Source organism: Paenibacillus sp. DCT19 (assembly GCF_003268635.1).
Lineage (GTDB): Bacteria > Bacillota > Bacilli > Paenibacillales > Paenibacillaceae > Paenibacillus.
This window is the reverse complement of sequence record NZ_CP029639.1, coordinates 291,898-310,000: the sequence shown is the minus strand read 5'-3', so window position 1 is coordinate 310,000 and position 18,103 is coordinate 291,898. Positions and strand designations below refer to the sequence as shown.

General features: G+C 48.1%; 12 protein-coding genes and 2 pseudogenes. All 14 read right to left on the bottom strand.

Annotated elements, in window-relative coordinates:
* Positions 1–55 precede the first annotated feature (55 nt).
* On the bottom strand, positions 56–607 hold the full coding sequence (locus DMB88_RS01330) for a GNAT family N-acetyltransferase (RefSeq protein WP_128099917.1): 552 nt from the start codon (positions 605–607) through the stop codon (positions 56–58).
* A gap of 51 nt (positions 608–658) precedes the next feature.
* Complete coding sequence (locus DMB88_RS30085) at positions 659–841, bottom strand: helix-turn-helix domain-containing protein (RefSeq protein ID WP_254438600.1); 183 nt, start codon at positions 839–841, stop codon at positions 659–661.
* 17 nt (positions 842–858) lie between these two features.
* Positions 859–2,262 (bottom strand): response regulator, encoded by a 1,404-nt coding sequence (locus tag DMB88_RS01320; RefSeq protein ID WP_128099915.1) that lies wholly within the window; start codon positions 2,260–2,262, stop codon positions 859–861.
* Positions 2,259–2,558, bottom strand: coding sequence for a sensor histidine kinase (locus DMB88_RS01315; RefSeq protein ID WP_128099914.1), 300 nt, complete (start codon positions 2,556–2,558; stop codon positions 2,259–2,261). Before DMB88_RS01315 ends, DMB88_RS01320 begins: the two co-directional genes overlap by 4 nt.
* A 23-nt stretch (positions 2,559–2,581) precedes the next feature.
* Positions 2,582–4,099, bottom strand: a complete 1,518-nt coding sequence (locus DMB88_RS01310) for a cache domain-containing sensor histidine kinase (protein ID WP_128099913.1) — start codon at positions 4,097–4,099, stop codon at positions 2,582–2,584.
* 24 nt (positions 4,100–4,123) lie between these two features.
* Positions 4,124–4,971 (bottom strand): annotated as a pseudogene (locus tag DMB88_RS01305) (carbohydrate ABC transporter permease).
* Positions 4,968–5,918: a carbohydrate ABC transporter permease gene (locus DMB88_RS01300; protein ID WP_251384485.1), complete on the bottom strand. Its 951-nt coding sequence runs from the start codon at positions 5,916–5,918 to the stop codon at positions 4,968–4,970. The pseudogene DMB88_RS01305 and the gene DMB88_RS01300 overlap by 4 nt, the downstream one beginning before the upstream one ends.
* Positions 5,919–5,968: 50 nt before the next feature.
* Positions 5,969–7,303 (bottom strand): ABC transporter substrate-binding protein, encoded by a 1,335-nt coding sequence (locus DMB88_RS01295; protein ID WP_128099912.1) that lies wholly within the window; start codon positions 7,301–7,303, stop codon positions 5,969–5,971.
* Positions 7,304–7,653: 350 nt separating this feature from the next.
* Entirely contained in the window at positions 7,654–8,385 is a 732-nt protein-coding gene (locus DMB88_RS01290; protein WP_164848575.1) for a thioesterase domain-containing protein, read from the bottom strand.
* The gene (locus DMB88_RS01285) at positions 8,340–11,582 is read right to left on the bottom strand and encodes a non-ribosomal peptide synthetase (RefSeq protein ID WP_128099910.1); all 3,243 of its coding nucleotides are present in this window, start codon (positions 11,580–11,582) and stop codon (positions 8,340–8,342) included. Before DMB88_RS01285 ends, DMB88_RS01290 begins: the two co-directional genes overlap by 46 nt.
* 74 nt (positions 11,583–11,656) lie before the next feature.
* Positions 11,657–11,815 (bottom strand): hypothetical protein, encoded by a 159-nt coding sequence (locus DMB88_RS30080; RefSeq protein WP_164848574.1) that lies wholly within the window; start codon positions 11,813–11,815, stop codon positions 11,657–11,659.
* Between the two features lie 8 nt (positions 11,816–11,823).
* On the bottom strand, positions 11,824–14,988 hold the full coding sequence (locus DMB88_RS01280; protein ID WP_128099909.1) for a non-ribosomal peptide synthetase: 3,165 nt from the start codon (positions 14,986–14,988) through the stop codon (positions 11,824–11,826).
* A 20-nt stretch (positions 14,989–15,008) separates the two neighbouring features.
* The gene (locus tag DMB88_RS30650; protein ID WP_368028360.1) at positions 15,009–15,464 is read right to left on the bottom strand and encodes an AMP-binding enzyme; all 456 of its coding nucleotides are present in this window, start codon (positions 15,462–15,464) and stop codon (positions 15,009–15,011) included.
* Between the two features lie 195 nt (positions 15,465–15,659).
* Positions 15,660–18,103 (bottom strand): annotated as a pseudogene (locus DMB88_RS01270) (condensation domain-containing protein); the annotation flags it as partial.

Sequence of the window (18,103 nt, the reverse complement as noted above, 5' to 3'; positions counted from 1 at the left end):
CTCTAGACTCCAATACACACAGCCCGTTACATTCTCATTTCCAACACACTTATTATTACGCCTGAGATCTAAACCTACCCATCACAATGGTGTCATAGAACTGCCCGTCTGCATGCAATCGATCTCTCTTCATAATTCCTTCGACTTCAAAACCTACTTTCTTATATAGTTCTACCGCTTTATCGTGCGTTCCTAACACGTTCAACGTCATTTTCTGTACTCCGGTTGTATCCGCCCACAGAATAGATATCTCCAGCAGCTTCTTCCCTATCCCGTATCCCCAGAATTCTCTCGCAACACATACGCCAAATTCAATCTTGTGTGCAAAGCGTTTTAAGTCCACTCCCTCACATCTCGCATAACCCACAATCCGACCTTGTACCACTGCAACGAGAAATAGATTTCTCGGCTTCTGTGCATCCACATGGATGATATCCGCAAATCCTGCCTCATCAATATATGCTTCACCCTGTTCGCGATCCATATTATCCGTTTCTCCATCAATCTGCACACGAAGTGAGGATAATTCTCCAGCATCTTTTTCCTCTGCCGATCTGATCGAATAGTTCATTCCTTTTACGTTAAATACCTGTTGTTCAACAATCATAAAAATATAACCCTTCCTCTCTACTGTAGCGACACTCATGATTTACATACGCTATCCAACTTCCGATGGACTCTTACCTGTGAGCATTTTGAACACCTGGCTAAAATACGTCGCATTCCGGAACCCTGTCATCTCACTGACTTCATACACCATGTAATTGCCCGACTGCAAAAGTTCCATGGCCTGCTGGACTCGGTAGCCGTTCAGATAACTCACAAAGTTTTCCCCACTCACCCTTTTAAACAACTGACTCAGATATTTAGGATGCACAAACAGACCCTTAGCGATCGCTTCAAAACTGATCTCTTCAGCGTAATGCAATTCCACGTATCGTTTGACCTGTTCCACGAGTTTATTGCTCTTCTTCTCGCCATCTCTTTCCTCGTCTGCTCCAGCCAATTATGAATAATGTCGTCTAGCCAGCTTATCAGGTTCTGCAGAGCATACTTCGATTGAATTTCTTGCAAAAAACCACCCATAGCGAGCGGAGGTGCCAGCATCGGATAATGTCGATTCCAACTATGAATCAGCGTATCAAACAGACTCACAGCCACAACCTGCACATCCTGAATCCCATTACAGCTCCCTTCATCCAGCAAACTACGGATATGATGCCATACCTCTTCTGCCAGATCAGGCCGAATATCCACCCACGCTTCATTCCATTGTCGCAGCAAAAGCGAGTAATCCGTCACACTAGACTCTACTGCCTCTGACGATTGATAACGATAGACACGGCTGCCTCCCTGGAATTCTGCCGCTTCCAGCGCCTCTCTACTCTCCAGATAAGAATCCATTACCTCGCACAGGTGACCCTTCACACTCCCGATTCCAGCACTCAATTCTAGCTTAAGGTACGTAAAAATCTGATCGATCATCTGCTCCACGAGGGATTGAACCTGCTCAAGGTAGTCATTCTCGGCAAATAACAGCAGCACAAATACGCGATCGGAATAGTCTACAATTTCGACCTGACAATCAGGCATATGTGGAATCTGCACCTTGATGGTCTCCTGAATAATATCTGCTGCCCCGTAGCGTAGCAACTGCCAATCCCGCTCTTTCATCCGCGTTAGAAATCCCGGCCGATTTAGTTGTAAGCTGATGGCGCGTACTGGGGAGCCCTTTTGAATCCCTACATAACTGATACGTTCATCTGGAAGCTCGTCTGCTCGATACCGCGTCGTTAGCAATTCATGCAGAAAGTGTTTGCGCAAATAGGGAAGCACTCGGCCAATCTCCTGTTTATATGTCCGCTCTAGTCGCTCATGCCGCTCCCGTACATCCTGCTCCAGCAATACATCACGCAGCACAGACTCAATCTCCTCCACCTCTGCAGGCTTTAGCAAAAAGTGATTCACACCCCAGCGCATAGCTGCTCGGGCATTCTCGAATTCATCGTATCCGCTTAGAATGATAATCGGCAGATGAGGATGTTCCTTCCGCAATGCTTGCGTCACCTCAAGTCCTGTCATTCCTGGCAGATACACATCCGTCATCACTAGATCAGGTTGAAGACGGTGGAACAGTTCCAGTGCATCTATTCCATTGGCAGCTGTTCCGGCAATACGAAGACCGAGGGAAGACCAATGAATGTGATCCGTTAAGGCTTTGATAATATGCGGATCATCATCTACGAGCATTATTGTCTTCATTTGTTCTCACCACCCAACCACTGATTTAGCTGCTCTTCGGTTTCGATGCGTGGCAACCTAATGATCACTTCCACTCCACCTAGCTCACTAGCACCTATACGTACCCCGTAGTGTGTTCCGCAATAAAGCTGAATTCGCTGATGTACGTTCTGCACGCCTATTCCTGACGTATCTTCCATCCTCCAGCCTTCTGGCAAACCCTGTCCATTATCCAAAATACGAATTACGATACCTGATGAAACTCGGCTCCCTTCTTCTCTAATGTCTTCATGGATATGCACTCGAATTCGAAGCATGTCTTCCTTCGTGTGTCCGTGGATCACCGCATTCTCGATAAAGGGCTGCAAAATAATCTTCGGGATGTAATAACCTCTAACCCGCGGGTCAATCCTTTCCTCATAATCGACGGTAATCGTTCTGCTTGAATGCTGACATAACAACGGGCATGTTCTAATTCATCACGAACGTGAATAAACAACCTGCCCCCGCTCAGTCCGATTCGCAACAGCTTGCTGAGTTGCACGATCATACGACTGATATCCTTCGCTTCATAATCAAGTGCACGCCAATGGATCATATCGAGTGTATTGTACAAAAAATGAGGTTTGATCTGTGCTTCAAGTAAACCTGTCTGCGCTGCCCGTTTGGCACGACTCTCTTCCCTCACCTGCTCCATCAGCGTTGTCAGTTGTGAGGCCATATGGTTAAAACCATATGCTAAATGAGCATATTCCTCCGTAAATGAAAGCTGTACCCGGGTCTCAAAATCACCTTTCTCCAGTTGCCGCATTCGTTTGATTAGCTGACGAATTGGATGAACAATGCGTCGTACGAATAAACATGCAAGTATCGCTGAACACAACAGACCCGTCACAGCAATCGCCAGCACTTTCCACCCTGCTCCTCTAACCGGGGATAGCAGCATATGAACAGGGATGGTCTGCACCAAGCGCCATTGAAGCATCGCTGGGCGGGAATACAGGACAAGCTGTGCACCACCAGATTGCCCAGATACAACTTCGAACCCGTCATCTCCACGCTCGGCATGCTCTTGAATCCAGGCACTATCAATCAGCGGAATAACATTCTGTGTAGCTGCTGTGGAAGATGCCTGCTCCTCAGGTGGAGAATCCCCCATATGCATAATCACGTTACCCGCCGTATCAACCAGCAGCACCTGCCCCTCTAACACCATAGGCATATCTGCGAATCGGCGTACAATGTCGGCGCGACTTAATCGAATGAGAACGTAAGCTACCGTGTTGCCACGGCTGTTAAATATCCGCTGAGCATACCCGATCAGCGAGTGACCAGACTCATTCTCCCTTAGAGGCACCCAGGCTCCATCTGCTTGCTCTAACGCCACAAACCACTCAGCGTCAGCAATCGTATTTACTGGGTAGATCCGATCTTCTGTCGTTATCGTCACACCATTAAAAGCATCCGTGTACAGCTCTACCGACGTAATGCCCTCGCTAACTACAACCGTATGATCCAATATTTTGGAGACTTCACGCCGCTGATGAATTTGTGTCAATCGTCCTTTGCCAGACATCTCCAAGAGAGCAGACAACTCCCTATTGCTGGTAAGTGAATAAGCAGTCCCCGTTACCCCTGTTATAAAATCAAATCCTCGACGGGTGCTCTCATTAAGAAGGGCTAGCCGTGCCTTACTAATCTCGGTGAAAGTGACTGCGGAGAAGGATTGATACGCTAACCACACAATGACAGACACCAGCAACAGGTTAAATACAACAAAGCAAGTCACCATCAACGTGGAGAGCTTGCTTTGTTGCAGCTTCTGATTAAACCATCTGGATAATGCACGTTTCCTCATGGAATCACTCGTTTCGTGTTGGAGTTACCCTTTAAGCCCGGAGGTTGCGATTCCTTCCACAAAGTATTTCTGGCACACGATAAATACGATAAAACACGGCACAAGTGATAGCACTGACATGGCAAACATCGGACCCCAATCGGATTGAGAGCTGGAATCCAGGAACAGACGCAAACCTAGCGGCACCGTATATTTACTTACATCACTCAGATAGATCAACTGACTGAAGAAGTCGTCCCATGTCCATAAGAATGTAAATATCATCGTGGTGACCAGTGCTGGAAACGCAAGTGGAATAATGATCTTGGTGTATATTCTCACAGGGCCACATCCATCAATCGTTGCTGCCTCATCCAGCTCTTTCGGAAGCCCCGGAAGAACTGAACCATGAGGAAAATGAAGAACGCATCCGTTGCGAGCCATTTGGGCACGACGAGAGGTAGATACGTATTTACCCATTCCAGATGATTAAAAAGGATATATTGTGGGATCAGCGTGACATGATGCGGCAACATAATCGTCATTAGCATCAAGCCGAAGCAGATTGCTTTGAAGCGAAAGTTCAGCCGGGCAAAAGCATATGCTGCCATGGAGCAGGAGATAACGTTGCCAAGCACAGCGCCCAGCGACAGCACGATGGAGTTGGTCAGAAAGCGCGAGAATGGATTACCCTGAATTCCCGACCAACCAGTCATATAATTTTGCCAATTCCATTCTTTCGGCCAAAACCAGGTTTCCGTGAAAATCATATGTCCTGGCTTGAACGAACTGCCCAACATCCAGAGGATGGGATACAACATGACAAATGCAATGCCTGAGATCAGCACATGTTTGGCAACCACCCACGTAACGGAATTTCGTTGTCCGATCATGATTTTCCACCATCCTCATAGTGCACCCACAGCTTGCTGCTGCGGAATACCAGCAATGTAAATACCCCGATCAGAACAACCAGCACCCACGCCATTGCGGAAGCATAGCCCATTTGGAAAAAGGAGAATCCCTTTTTGTACAAATACAGAGAGTACATTAATGTTGAATTCACTGGCCCTCCGCTACCGTTACTAATAACGAAAGCCTGTGTGAACGACTGAAAGGATGTAATGAGTTGCATGACAAGATTGAAGAAGATGACAGGTGATAGGATCGGCAATGTTATATAGAAGAATCTCCGTAAAGGCCCCGCACCGTCCACCGCTGAAGCCTCATCATACTCAGGTGGGATCTGCTTCAAGCCTGCTAAGAAAATAATCATGGATGAACCGAACTGCCATACCGATAACAGTACGATTGAATATAGAGCATACTTCGGGTTAGCAACCCAATCCGGGGCTTTTATGCCAACCATGGCAAGCACACCATTAAGCAGCCCGTCGCCACCTAGCATTTTGCGCCATAACATAGCAATCGCCACACTGCCTCCAAGCAGCGTCGGGATGTAATACACTGTTCGATAAATGCCAAGTCCACGTATGCCTTTGTTGAGTAGCATGGCGACAAGTAATGCGAAGATAAGCTTGACCGGTACGGATACAGCAACATACGTGAACGTGACCTTGAGCGACTGGATAAACAGCTTATCCGATGTAAACATCGTCATGTAGTTATCCAGACCGACCCAGGAAGGGGCGGCCAGGATACTATAATCAGTAAACGAAATATACAACGATACCAGCATGGGACCTAGGGTCAGAAATAATAATCCAACAAGCCATGGGGCGAGAAACAGAAGGGCAGCTCCATTATGTGCATATCTTCGTTTCACTCGCCGGGTGGCCACACTCTCGACTCGGGCTTGACTGACCTGTGATGTAGTCATCCTATCGTAACCTCCCCGCAGAATTAGAAAGTCTGGAACGGCTTCACTCGTTATTGACTCGAACCAAGCGTAGCTTTGGCACCTTCAATAAATTGGGCAATGACATCCTGCATGCTGCCCTGACCAAAGGCGATCTGCTCGCTTGTGCTCTTGAAGCTTGTGTCCACCTCAGCGAATCCTTGCGGGTATGGCGGGTCAATCTCACTGGAATGCTTCGATACGGTATCGATGAATTGGAAAATAGCTTGTTCTGCTTCTGGCAGAGTTGGCTGCATCTGCTCACGAATGCTTGCGTTGACTGGCACACCACGTTCTGAGCCCAGAATTGCCGTTGCCTCAGGATCATTTACCATAAAGTCTATGAACATGGCGACTTCTTTTGGATGTTTCGTTTTGGCATATCCGGAGAGAAATTGACCTGGTTTCAGATATTCACCGATTTGCTTTTCATTCACGCCGTGAGGAAGCACTTGGATAGCGAGCTTGTGATCCTGATTTTTGTTCACCTGCTGGAATGTCAGCAATTGGTTAGACCATGCAAAATCCATTGCCGCTGTTCCAAGTGAAATAGGTCTTGTCTCCAGTGCGTTCGTTGTGGAAGCCGTCACCTCCGCAGAAGTTGCGCCTCCGCTCTCACGTAGAGCAGCCCACATCTCAAACCACTGCTGTAACTCCTCACTAGTCGCTGTTAATGTACCTCCGTCAAACAGTCCTTTTCCCGATTGCCGGATAAATACCTCGAACATATTGGTCGCGCCAGAGATGTCGGCAGAACCGTAGAATCCATCCCCTTTGGCTGCAGCAATCTTGGTCGCAATATCTTCAAAGTCCTTCCATGTCCAGCTCTCCTGTGGCTCTTCAATACCTAACTCCTGAAATATGGTAGCGTCATAAACGACACCTGGTGCATTGACTCCTAATGTAATTGCGTATAATTTATCATCAATCGATCCGGCTGTGATCATACTCTGATCATGATCCTTAGTCCGCAGCTCTTCGCTATCTGCATACGGAGTCAGGTCAAGCAAAGCACCGCGCCGAGCAAAATCTGTCAAAAACGCGTAATCCATCTGTACGATATCTGGGGCGTTAGAACCGGCTACCTGCGTGGTCAGCTTATCAAAATAACCATCCCAGCCTGAATATTCAGGTTTAATGGTGATGCCCGGATGTTTCTCTTCAAACAATTTGATCACTTTGGTTGTTAAATCATGTCTGGTCTGTGATCCCCACCAGGTCATACGTAGTTCAATCTTACCTGAGGTGTCTTCTTTGCCTTCTTCATCAGAAGAAGCCGTTGTACCGGAAGACCCTCCAGAACAGGCTGTAGCGAACAATAACAGGGACAGACAGAACAGGGTTACCCACTTTTTCGTGATCATCATGAATGAAATTCCTCCCCTATTTGCATTTATGAAATCGCTTACAAAGCCTATTGTAACGATCCATTGCTGCACATGACATAAACAAAAGTAAGCTTTCCTGTCAAAAAAGTAAGAGGTTATTATACAAAGAGGAATTTCAAATCACTCATGAACCTATGCACCACTGATGAGATCAGCATGTGTGTTTAAGTGGAGGTTAATCTTCATGGATATGGTATTATAGCAGGTTCATTTAAGCAATAGGTTTAAGGCATTTTCAAGAGATAAGTAACCAAAAATAGAAAAACAAAGATACCCATAGCACCCTATGACATACTACAGGGCTATGAGTATCCTAACCTACCTAGTGCCTACGAGTGCACCATCATAACAAAGTGATTCAACCTTTCCGCGATAACATGGACATGCGGTGTGGTTACAATCGTAAAATGATTACACGCCAATTCCTGCGCATACACCTTGCCTAGACTCAAACCATGCCACCCCGAGGGATGGATAACTTGATGCGTATCCGTAGGTTGCAAAGCATACCATAGGTGAATATCAGTCCGTAGTTTGCCTTTCAATATATACTTCTCAATCGCTCTCTGGTTCACAACCATAATGCGTGCATTACGTGTCATCTGCTCGATCGTTAAACCTGGCGGAAGCCTGTTCCACTTCTTGGCTACTGCATAAACCTGGTTCAGATCATGTTCCTCGACTTCATCATCCAGCATTTCCATGGTCAATCCAAGCTGTGTTGCCGCACACATGCTGAGCGACGGCACTGGGTTGGACCGAGAGTCTGATCCGGCTTTTATCGCTTCAGCAGGAACATCGACGATGCCCAGTAGTGCCACCTCATCCCCACGCTGCTCCAGCAATCGGGAGATCTCTACTGCAATGTAACCACCGAACGACCAACCTAGGATATGATACGGTCCACGGGATTGAACCTGATCCATTTCTTGCAGATAGGCTTGAGCCATATCTTCAATGGTCGTTAAGGGTGTCTCTTCCGAGTTATATCCCCGAGCCTGCAAGCCATAGACCGTTACATCATCCTCCAATTGACGTACCAGGTCCAGATAACCCAGCACATCCCCACCTTGGGGTGGATCACAAATAGGGTTTTCTCCCCTCTTCCTGCCTGCAAAGGAACACGAATCTGATTCGTTTCGTGGATGATCCCTTTCTGAATACTGACTGCCAATTGAGACAATGTTGGATACATGAACAGCTGCTTCACTGCAAGTTGCACGCCATACGATTTATTGATTTTGCTAATCAGCTGCATGGCTTTCAACGAATGTCCACCTAACTTAAAGAAATTACTACTCGGCCCAATGGAAATGCCTGATCCGAGTACCTCCACCCATAAGTCACGTAGCCGCGCTTCGTCTTGAGTTAGCTCTGTATCCATTGTAGCTTCGTCATCCCATACAGGGTCGGCCAATGCTTTGCGGTCAATTTTATTATTCGGCGTAAGCGGGAATTGTGACACAAACACCCAATGACTAGGCACCATATGAGCAGGTAATCGCTCCTGTGCATATTTCTCCAGCGGTCCATACTCCCACGTATAATTTTCTTTAAGCACAAGGTAAGCAACCAATGTGCGATCTCCCAGATGGTTGGCTCGTGCATCCACCAATACCTCGTCCACATGGGGATGCTCTGCGAGCGTTGTTTCCACCTCACCGAGTTCAATCCGAAATCCACGAATTTTCACCTGATAATCGGTTCTTCCTAGGAATTGAATACTTCCATCCGTATAATAACGTCCCAGGTCACCTGTCTTATACAGCCGCTCATCGGTATGTAAACGGGACTCTACAAAACGTTCGGCAGTTAAATCAGGCTTGTTCAGATACCCAAGAGCCAGTCCGCGACCAGCGATATAAATCTCACCCTGCACACCAACAGGCACTGGCTGTAGATACTGATCCAATATATATACACGACTGTTGGCAATCGGTCGCCCGATGGAATCCGGCTGTTCCACTCGGTATGGATATACCGTGGCTGCTACGGTTGATTCAGACGGACCATATGAATTATACATCCGGTTATGTTGGTTATATTTTTCAATCAGCTCTGCGGGACACTTCTCCCCAGCTACAATCATCACACGTAGATTCGCAACCTCTTCCTCCTCCAATGTGGCAAGGACAGATGGCGGGAAGGCTCCGAAGGTAATATGCTGTCTTTGTAAAAATGCCCCAAGGTCTTCACCACGCTGATAGATATGAAGACTCGCCCCAGACAATAAAGCCGTCATCGTCTCGAACACCGATCCATCGAAGCTGAATGATGCAAACTGCATGACATGGTCTGCTGGTGTTACCGCAAAGGTCTCGATATTGTCGAGCGCTAGATTAACAACACCCCGATGAGCAATCATTACCCCTTTTGGTTTCCCCGTTGATCCTGAGGTATAGATCACATACGCCAGGCTGTCGGAAGCCACCGTAGATTCCATATCTTCGGTAGACTTCAGACTAATCTGCTCATACTCACGATCTAAACAAATGACATTCATCGAATCCAAAGATAGCTGCTCCAGATCAGCACTGTTGACCACCATGGTATGTGGACTAGCGTCCTGAAGCATGTATGACAACCGTTCTGCAGGGTAACTAGGATCTATAGGCACATAAGCTGCACCCGCTTTGAGCACAGCCAGAATGGATACAACCATCTGCACAGATTTGTCGAGACATATCCCTACAAGATCATGTTCACACACACCACGTTCCTGCATATACCTCGCCAATTGATTGGCTTGCTGATTCAATTGAATATAGGTTAGTTGCACTGCACCACACGTCACGGCCAGTGCATCCGGAGTTTCCTTCACCTTTTGCTGCCACAACTCATGAATGCTGATCTCTGGCACATCACGCTCCGTGTCATTCCATTCCACAAGCTGCTTATGCAATTCTTGCTGAGATAGTATGGGGAGATGACCAACGGCCTCATTAGGCGAATGCACAATACTCTGTAACAACACGCCCAAACTATCAGCCATTCTACTTATGGTCGTCTCTTTAAATAGATCAGCATGATATAAAAAAGTGCCTTTTACACAATCGCCTTGCTCCTGAAGGCTTAGCGTCAGATCAAAGGAAACGGTATCGACCTCCGGTTCGAGCTCTACCAACTGTACTCCTGCCATATCGATCGATGCCTCGGCAAAGGATGCCATGCTGAAAAAAACCTGAAACAGCGCATTATCGGTCGTAGAACGATCCGGCTGCAGTGCCTCTACTATTTTCTCAAAAGGAACCTCCTGATGAGCATAAGCCTCAATCGTACTCTGCTTCACCTGCCGCAAATGCGATCTGAAATCGTTGTCCGCAGAGAGCAGCGAACGAATAACAAGTGTATTGGCAAAAAAGCCGAATACTCCTTCGAGTTCCTCCCGATTCCGATTCGCACTCACGGTACCCACCGATATATCAAATTGCCCACTATATCGTTGGAGTAACAGCTTAAAGGCTGTCAACATAGCCATATATAGCGTTGCGCCTTCTTGTTGAGCGATCTGTCTTAGTGATTGAATCAGAGGTGAATCAACGGTAAATTCCAGTTTTCCGCCACGGGCAGACTGAAAAGGAAGTTTGGGTGCATCGGTTGGAAGCTGAAGGACTTCAGCTCCCTTGAGTTTATTTTTCCAATAGTCCAACTGGGTATCTAATAATGTCCCTTCTAATAGCTCGCATTGCCACATCGTATAGTCCGCATACTGTAAAGGTAGATCCGGGAGAGGTGAAGGCTGATGATGAAGGAAAGCACTGTAAAGAGCCCTCAATTCATTCATGAGTACATTCATGGACCAGCCATCAGAGATAATATGATGCATCATCATTGAGAAAACGAACTTCTTAGGCTCTCGCTCTAACGGGATTAATACCGCTCTGAACAGTGGACCCTCCGACATCTCGTAAGGATCAGCCGCTCTTCTTGATACCCACTCCACAGCAGCCTGCTCATCCGCATGAGCTACTTCAATGACATCGACACACACACGTAGACGTTCCGCCACACATTGGACAGCCGTTCCTTCTTCTTCTCGAAAAAACGTCCTCAGCGATTCATGCCTATCGACCAATTCTTGAACACTGCGTTGGAGCACCTCTAGGTCAAGCTCCCCTTCTAGTCTCCATAACGAATTCATATGATAAGCGGAGCTATCCGGGTCAAGCTGTTGAATAAACCATAGTCTCTGCTGGGCAAAGGATAGTGGAAAAACGTAGACATCATCATGCACTTCATCACTCAGATGTGTATTCAATACAGTTCCTCCTGTCGCTAGGTTTAAAAGGTTATTCAAAAAGTCCGCTTTGGCGGACTTTTCGAACGTACACTTTAAGGCCGAACCGTCTGGACTTTCCGTGATATGCGTTTGATCGGAGTAAGTGTGCTGGAGGCAGGAGGTTGTTGCTCTACCTTACCTGCGAACGCTTGTAGAATCGGCTGACTGAATAAATCGGCTAATTTGGCATCAATGCCCTGTCTTGCATTCAATCTTGAGATCATCTGTACAGCAAGGAGCGAATGTCCCCAAGTGCAAAGAAATCGTCATGAATTCCTACTCGGGATACACCTAACACCTCTGACCAAATTTCCGCCATTACCTGTTCCATAGGGCTCTGAGGAGCAACGTATTCCTTCACGCCATAAGCCTCATCACCCACTGGATCAGGTAATGCTTTGCGATCTAACTTCCGGTTCGGAGTTAACGGAAACTCGTCCATAACCACCCATGCCGAAGGAATCATAAAGTGCGGAAGCTTGCGTTTTACATGATCCCTTATATCCTCAATCACAGGAACCTGAGCGTCCCTACCTGTCAAATAAGCGACCAATTGCGAACCATGCTGCTTGGTTTCTTTCACTAATACGAGAGCTGCCTGCACGGATGAATGGCTTGATATCACGGACTCAATCTCCCCAAGCTCTATCCGGAACCCTCGAAGCTGAACCTGATGATCTACCCGGCTGACAAATTCAAGGGAAGCATCCTCATTCAATTTCACCAAATCCCCTGTGCGGTACAGCTTTTCTCCAACCTGGAATGGATGTGGAATAAACTTCTCGGCCGTTAATTCCTCACGATTCAGATAACCAGCAGCAACGCCAACTCCACCAATGTACAATTCTCCAGGAACACCAATCGGAACCGGATGAAGCTGCGGATCTAACACATATAACGTGATATTCGGCAATCCCCACCCAATGGATGGAGCTTGATTATTGGTCTCACGACTAGCCACACGTCCTTCTGTACTAAAGATCGTACACTCGGTTGGCCCGTAGATATTGATATATTCAAACGGAAGATCCGCAGGTGGACGAAGCTGAAGACGATCCCCACCAACCATAATAGATCTGAATACACCGTCCTGAGGCCACGTTAAATCAAGCAATTGCTCGGCAATAACAGGTGGCAAAAAACAACCTATCGTGATGCCTTGGGACAGGAACCACTGCTGTAATACTTGTGCATCCATAACCACTTCCTGCTCCATCAGATGAACACTCGCACCAGCGGTCAGGAACGGCCACACTTCCAGCAACGAAGCATCGAAGCCCATCCGTGAAACCTGCGCACTTCGATCCGAAGGTGTAATACCGAAGCGTTCGTGATGCCAGAAGATCACATTAAGCAACCCTTTGTGCTTCAACATAGCTCCCTTCGGTTTGCCCGTTGAACCGGATGTATAGATGATATAAGCGATATCGTCGGCAGTGGATGCTGGCACAGGATTTCCGTGATTGCCTTGCATCCATGTCTCACTTTGATCTACGTAGATAACCTCAGCTACAGTTGCCGAAGGCTGATCCATAAGGGTCGTTCCTGTAATCAGTATTCCTACCTGGGCATCCTCCATGATGAAACGAAGACGATCCTCTGGATAGGTTGGATCCAGCGGTACATAGCATGCACCTGATTTGAATACAGCGATCATGGCAATTAGCCAGTCTGCAGAACGTTCCATGCAAACGCCGACATTCATTCCCCGTCTAGCTCCTCTGTTCCGCAGCTCATGAGCGAGTTGATTCGCCTTGTGATTTAATTCCCCATAACGTAGCTGCTCGTCTCCGTCAGATATGGCAAGCGCGTCAGGTGCTGTAGCGGCTTGTGCTTCAAACAGTTCGTGAACGCAACGTTCCCAGGAATAATCACGTTGGTTCTGATTCCATTCCACAATAAGCTGATGCTGTTCTTCCGAGGATAGAAGAATAAGCTCATTCATTGCTTGATCAGGATTCGCCACAATTCCTTCTAACAAAATGTGAAAATGCTGTACGAGTCGCTTCATTCCTGCACCAGCAAACAAAGCCGTATTATAGATCAGGTCACCACCCAGCCCTTGCTCCTTCTCCTCCATAATAAGAGAAAGATCAAACAGTGCTGTATTGCCCTGAAGCTCAATGGAATGTACATGAACATCAGGAATACTGAATTCATCTGCAGGTGTATTTTGCAAAGTAAAGAGCACTTGAAACAATGGTGTATGACCGGTATCTCGATCAGGCTGTAATTCTTCAACAAGCTTCTCAAAAGGAACATCCTGATGCATATAAGCCTGTAGCGCCGTTTCCTTCACTTGGGTTAGCAATTGGCGGAAGCTCATGTTCCCTGCAAATTGAGATCGGAGTACAAGTGTATTGGCAAAGAAGCCAATCAACCCTTCGGTCTCCTCCTGATTCCGGTTGGCAATCGGCGTACCCACGGCAATATCCTCCTGTTGGGTATACCGGTGCAGTAGAATCTTCCATGCAGATAAAAGTGTCATATACAATGTCGTGCCTTCACGGCGACTCAGCTTCTTTAGTTCAGCCAGAAGGGGCTCTGCAATATGGAATCGTTCCGTCGCCCCTTCAAATGTCTGAGCAGCCGGACGTGGATAATCCGTTGGCAATTGGAGAACGGACACATCCTGTAGCTGATGCCTCCAATAGTCCAGTTGGCGATCCATCACGCCTTCACCAAGCCACTTCCGCTGCCAGATCGCATAGTCTGCATATTGAATCGGAAGTTCTGCAAGAGGCGTAGCCTCTCCGAGCAAATGAGCTGTGTATAATGCACTCAACTCACGGATAAAGACTCCCATAGACCATCCATCAGAGATGATATGGTGCATAGTCACCCCCAGCACGTACTCTTGAGGCGCTAACTGAATTAAGGCTGCACGCAGCAACGGCCCCTGACGCAGCGAGAACTCCCGATCTCCTTCATCTGTAATCCAATTCATTGCTTGTTGGAGTGCATCTGGGTGATTTTGCAGATCCATATAGGTTAGTACAGACGGAATCTCAGGCTGCACTACCTGTAACGGTTCGTTTCCCTCTCCCGCAAGGAAGTGGGTTCGTAGTGACTCATGCCTTTGGATCAGATCATGGATGCTGCGCTCCAACACCTCCCGTTGAACAGAACCATTCAGACGCCAGAGGGAAGGGATATGATAATTTCGGTTCCCTGGATACATTTGCTCGAAGAACCACATCCGCTGTTGTGCAAAGGATAACGGTACATTCTGTTCACGTGTGACACCCACCATACTGGATGTCGCAGCAACATCCTGCCTACCTTCGGTACTGCGAAGTTCCTGAATCCGCTTCGCCATCTGCGAAAGCACCGGACGTTGGAAGACTTGAGCAAGTGGATACTCAATGCCAAACAGCTTCTTCACTCGGGATACAATCTGGGTGGCTAAGAGCGAGTGACCCCAAGCTCAAAGAAATGATCATGCGCACCAATCCGCTGTAACCCCAGCACGTCCGACCAGATTCCCGCCAGCATCTCTTCCACCGGATGGCGCGGAGCCACATAGTCCTGTGCGCCATATAGCTCACTCGGCGTTGGTTCAGGCAGGGCTTTACGATCTACCTTGCCGTTTGGCGTTACAGGGAAGTGATCCAGTACCACCCATGCCGCAGGCAACATGAATTGTGGCAGCTTCGGCTTCATATATTCACGTAGCTCGTTGACGAGTACCGCATTGGTTTTCCCACGGGAGGCCTCTGGCTGAGTTGCAATATAAGCTACCAGTTGCTTCCCTGTTTCGCCGATCTCCCGTGCCTGCACAATGACGCTATGTACAGCTGGATGACCCACTAAAACCGACTCGATTTCACCCAATTCGATGCGGAATCCCCGGATTTTCACCTGATGATCCGCACGACCAATGTAGCTTAAGGTGGCATCCGCGTTGTATTTCACCAAGTCACCCGTTCGATACAACCGCTCCCCTGAACGAAACGGATGAGCCACGAACTTCTCGGCATTCAATTCCTCCCGATTCAAGTACCCAATAGCGACCCCAACCCCGCCAATGTACAGCTCACCGGGTACACCCCGAGGTACTGGATTCTTGTAAGCATCTAACACATACAACTGTGTATTCGGGAGCGCACCGCCAATCGATGGAGGGGTAAAGCTGCCATCCTCTGCCTCCACCGTAGAAACAGTACTGAGAATCGTACACTCCGTTGGTCCATAGATGTTCACGTAATCAAAGGTGAGATGCGCGGGTGGACGCATTTGCAATCGTTCACCCCCTGCGAGCAGTGCTCGCAATGAACCATTCTGCGGCCAGGTGAGCGGCAATAGTTGCTCTGCGACCACAGGGGGCAGGAAGCAGCTCAAGGTAATCTGCTGCTCTAGCAACCAGTGTTGCAATCCCTCCGGGTTCAGCACGATCTCTTGTTCCATCAGGTGCACACTCCCCCCGAGCAGAGCAACGGCCAGGTCTCAAGCAAGGAAGCATCGAAGCCCATCCGAGCGATCTGAGCGCCGCGGTCTGCCGGGCTTGTCCCAAACCGACCTTGGTGCCACAAAACAACATTCAGCAAGCCTTGATGACGAAGGATTGCCCCCTTGGGTTGTCCTGTAGAACCCGATGTATAGATCACATAGGCCGGATCTTGCGCAGTTGCCCATGGCTCTGGATTAGCTCTGTACTCACTGTAATCACTGTTTTTACTGCTCTCAAGATTCTCGCCGCTATCCCACGTTCCCCAATGCGATTCCCGATCCAAACAGAGCACCTCAACTGATGGCTCTATAGTCAACCGGTTCAGCACTTGCGAATGGGTCACCAACAGCGGGACATTGGCATCCGCCATCATATAAGCCAGTCGTTCCTCTGGATAGGTCGGGTCGAGCGGCACATAGCAGGCTCCTGATTTGAACACGCCAAGCATGCCAACCAACCAGTCAACAGAACGCTCCGTGCAGACTCCCACATAACTCCCCGGACGCGCTCCCCGCTTACGGAGAGTATGCGCCAAGATGTTCGCTCGTTCATTCAGCTCACCATATGTGATCTGACGATCCTTGTCCGTTGCAGCGAGTGCTTCGGGCGCTCTAGCCGCTTGCTCTTCTACCAGCTGGTGTACAAGGCAGCTCCAATCATAGGCTCGATCCGTCTCATTCCAATCGACCAGCAATTGCTGGCGCTCTGGAGCGGTCACCATACCTAACTGAGCAAGTGAACGATCCGGCGTTGCCGCCATTTGGCGCAGCAGTTCCATGAAATGACCGGATAAACGCTCGATCCATTCGGCATTAAATCGGTCGCTTTTATACATCACCTTCATATGTAACTCCGATTCTGCAGGTGAGAGAGATACGGTGATCGGGAAGTTCGTTTTCTCCGCAGCCTTGATTTCCGTAATCCTTACCAATTCCTCTCCTGGCTGGTCGTCAATCGGTGTAGGATAATTCTCAAAAACAAACAATGTCTCGAATAACGGTTGATCCTTTGGCACCTCGCTCCAGTTACGAATATCTACGAGAGAGGTGTGCTCATACTGTCTAATAGTCGACTGTCTGCGATGGACAGACTGGAGCCAATCACGGACAACCTGCTCCCCATCCACTTGGATACGTAATGGTAACGTATTGATGAAGAGACCTACCATATGCTCAGCGCCTTCAAGCTCTGCTCCACGTCCTGAGCTAGTTACACCGAACAGCACGTCCGATTCCTGGCTGTACCGGCTTAACATAAGAGCCCAGGCACCTTGAAGCACGGTGTTCACAGTGATACGGCTCTCAGTAGCTAGTTTTTTGATCGCAGTAGTGTACTCCTCCGGAATGATTAGATCATGCTGAGCTGATGAAGTCCCTTCTTCTGCACTTCCGCCAAGGTTCATTCCGAGCTGAGTTGGTGAATCAAAGCCCCGTAACTCCTGTTTCCAGAACGTTTCAGCCGCCCCAGCATCCTGATTTCGAAGCCAATGAATGAAGTCTCTATAAGGACGCACCTCGGGTAACTGCATGTGTTGCCCACGTACCAACGATTGATATATATGAAGCAACTCTGCCTGTACAACCGAGAAGCTCCATCCGTCAAACAACAGATGGTGGCACATCCACACCATATTGTAGCGCTCATCTTCCCACTGAATTAGGGATACACGCATTAAAGGAACCTTTTTTAGATCAATGCCCCGCTCCTGATCCTCGGTAAGAAAACGTGCCAGAGCAGCTTCTCTGTCTGAGGTTTCAAGCGCTTGCCAATCATGCCGTTCAAGTGTAATCCGTGCTTGACGATATACAGCCTGCAAAGGTTCTGCTGTGCTATTCCAGAGAAATCGGGTTCTAAAAACGGAGTGCCGCTCAATCAAAATGTTCCAAGCTTCCTCCATCTTGTCCGGGTTCAGCGAACCCTCCACTTCAAGATTGATCTGAGTAAGGTACGTATCGTTAGCCTGTATACCCTGATCGTACAGGGAATGGAACAGCATTCCCTGTTGGATCGGCGACAGAGGATAGATATCGACAACATCTTTGTTCTTCAC

Coding starts and splice junctions, on each gene's coding strand:
- DMB88_RS01330 (WP_128099917.1), bottom strand. CDS start 607: ATGATTGTTGAACAACAGGTATTTAACGTAAAAGGAATGAACTATTCG.
- DMB88_RS01310 (WP_128099913.1), bottom strand. CDS start 4,099: ATGAGGAAACGTGCATTATCCAGATGGTTTAATCAGAAGCTGCAACAA.
- DMB88_RS01300 (WP_251384485.1), bottom strand. CDS start 5,918: ATGACTACATCACAGGTCAGTCAAGCCCGAGTCGAGAGTGTGGCCACC.
- DMB88_RS01295 (WP_128099912.1), bottom strand. CDS start 7,303: ATGATGATCACGAAAAAGTGGGTAACCCTGTTCTGTCTGTCCCTGTTA.
- DMB88_RS01315 (WP_128099914.1), bottom strand. CDS start 2,558: ATGCTTCGAATTCGAGTGCATATCCATGAAGACATTAGAGAAGAAGGG.
- DMB88_RS01320 (WP_128099915.1), bottom strand. CDS start 2,262: ATGAAGACAATAATGCTCGTAGATGATGATCCGCATATTATCAAAGCC.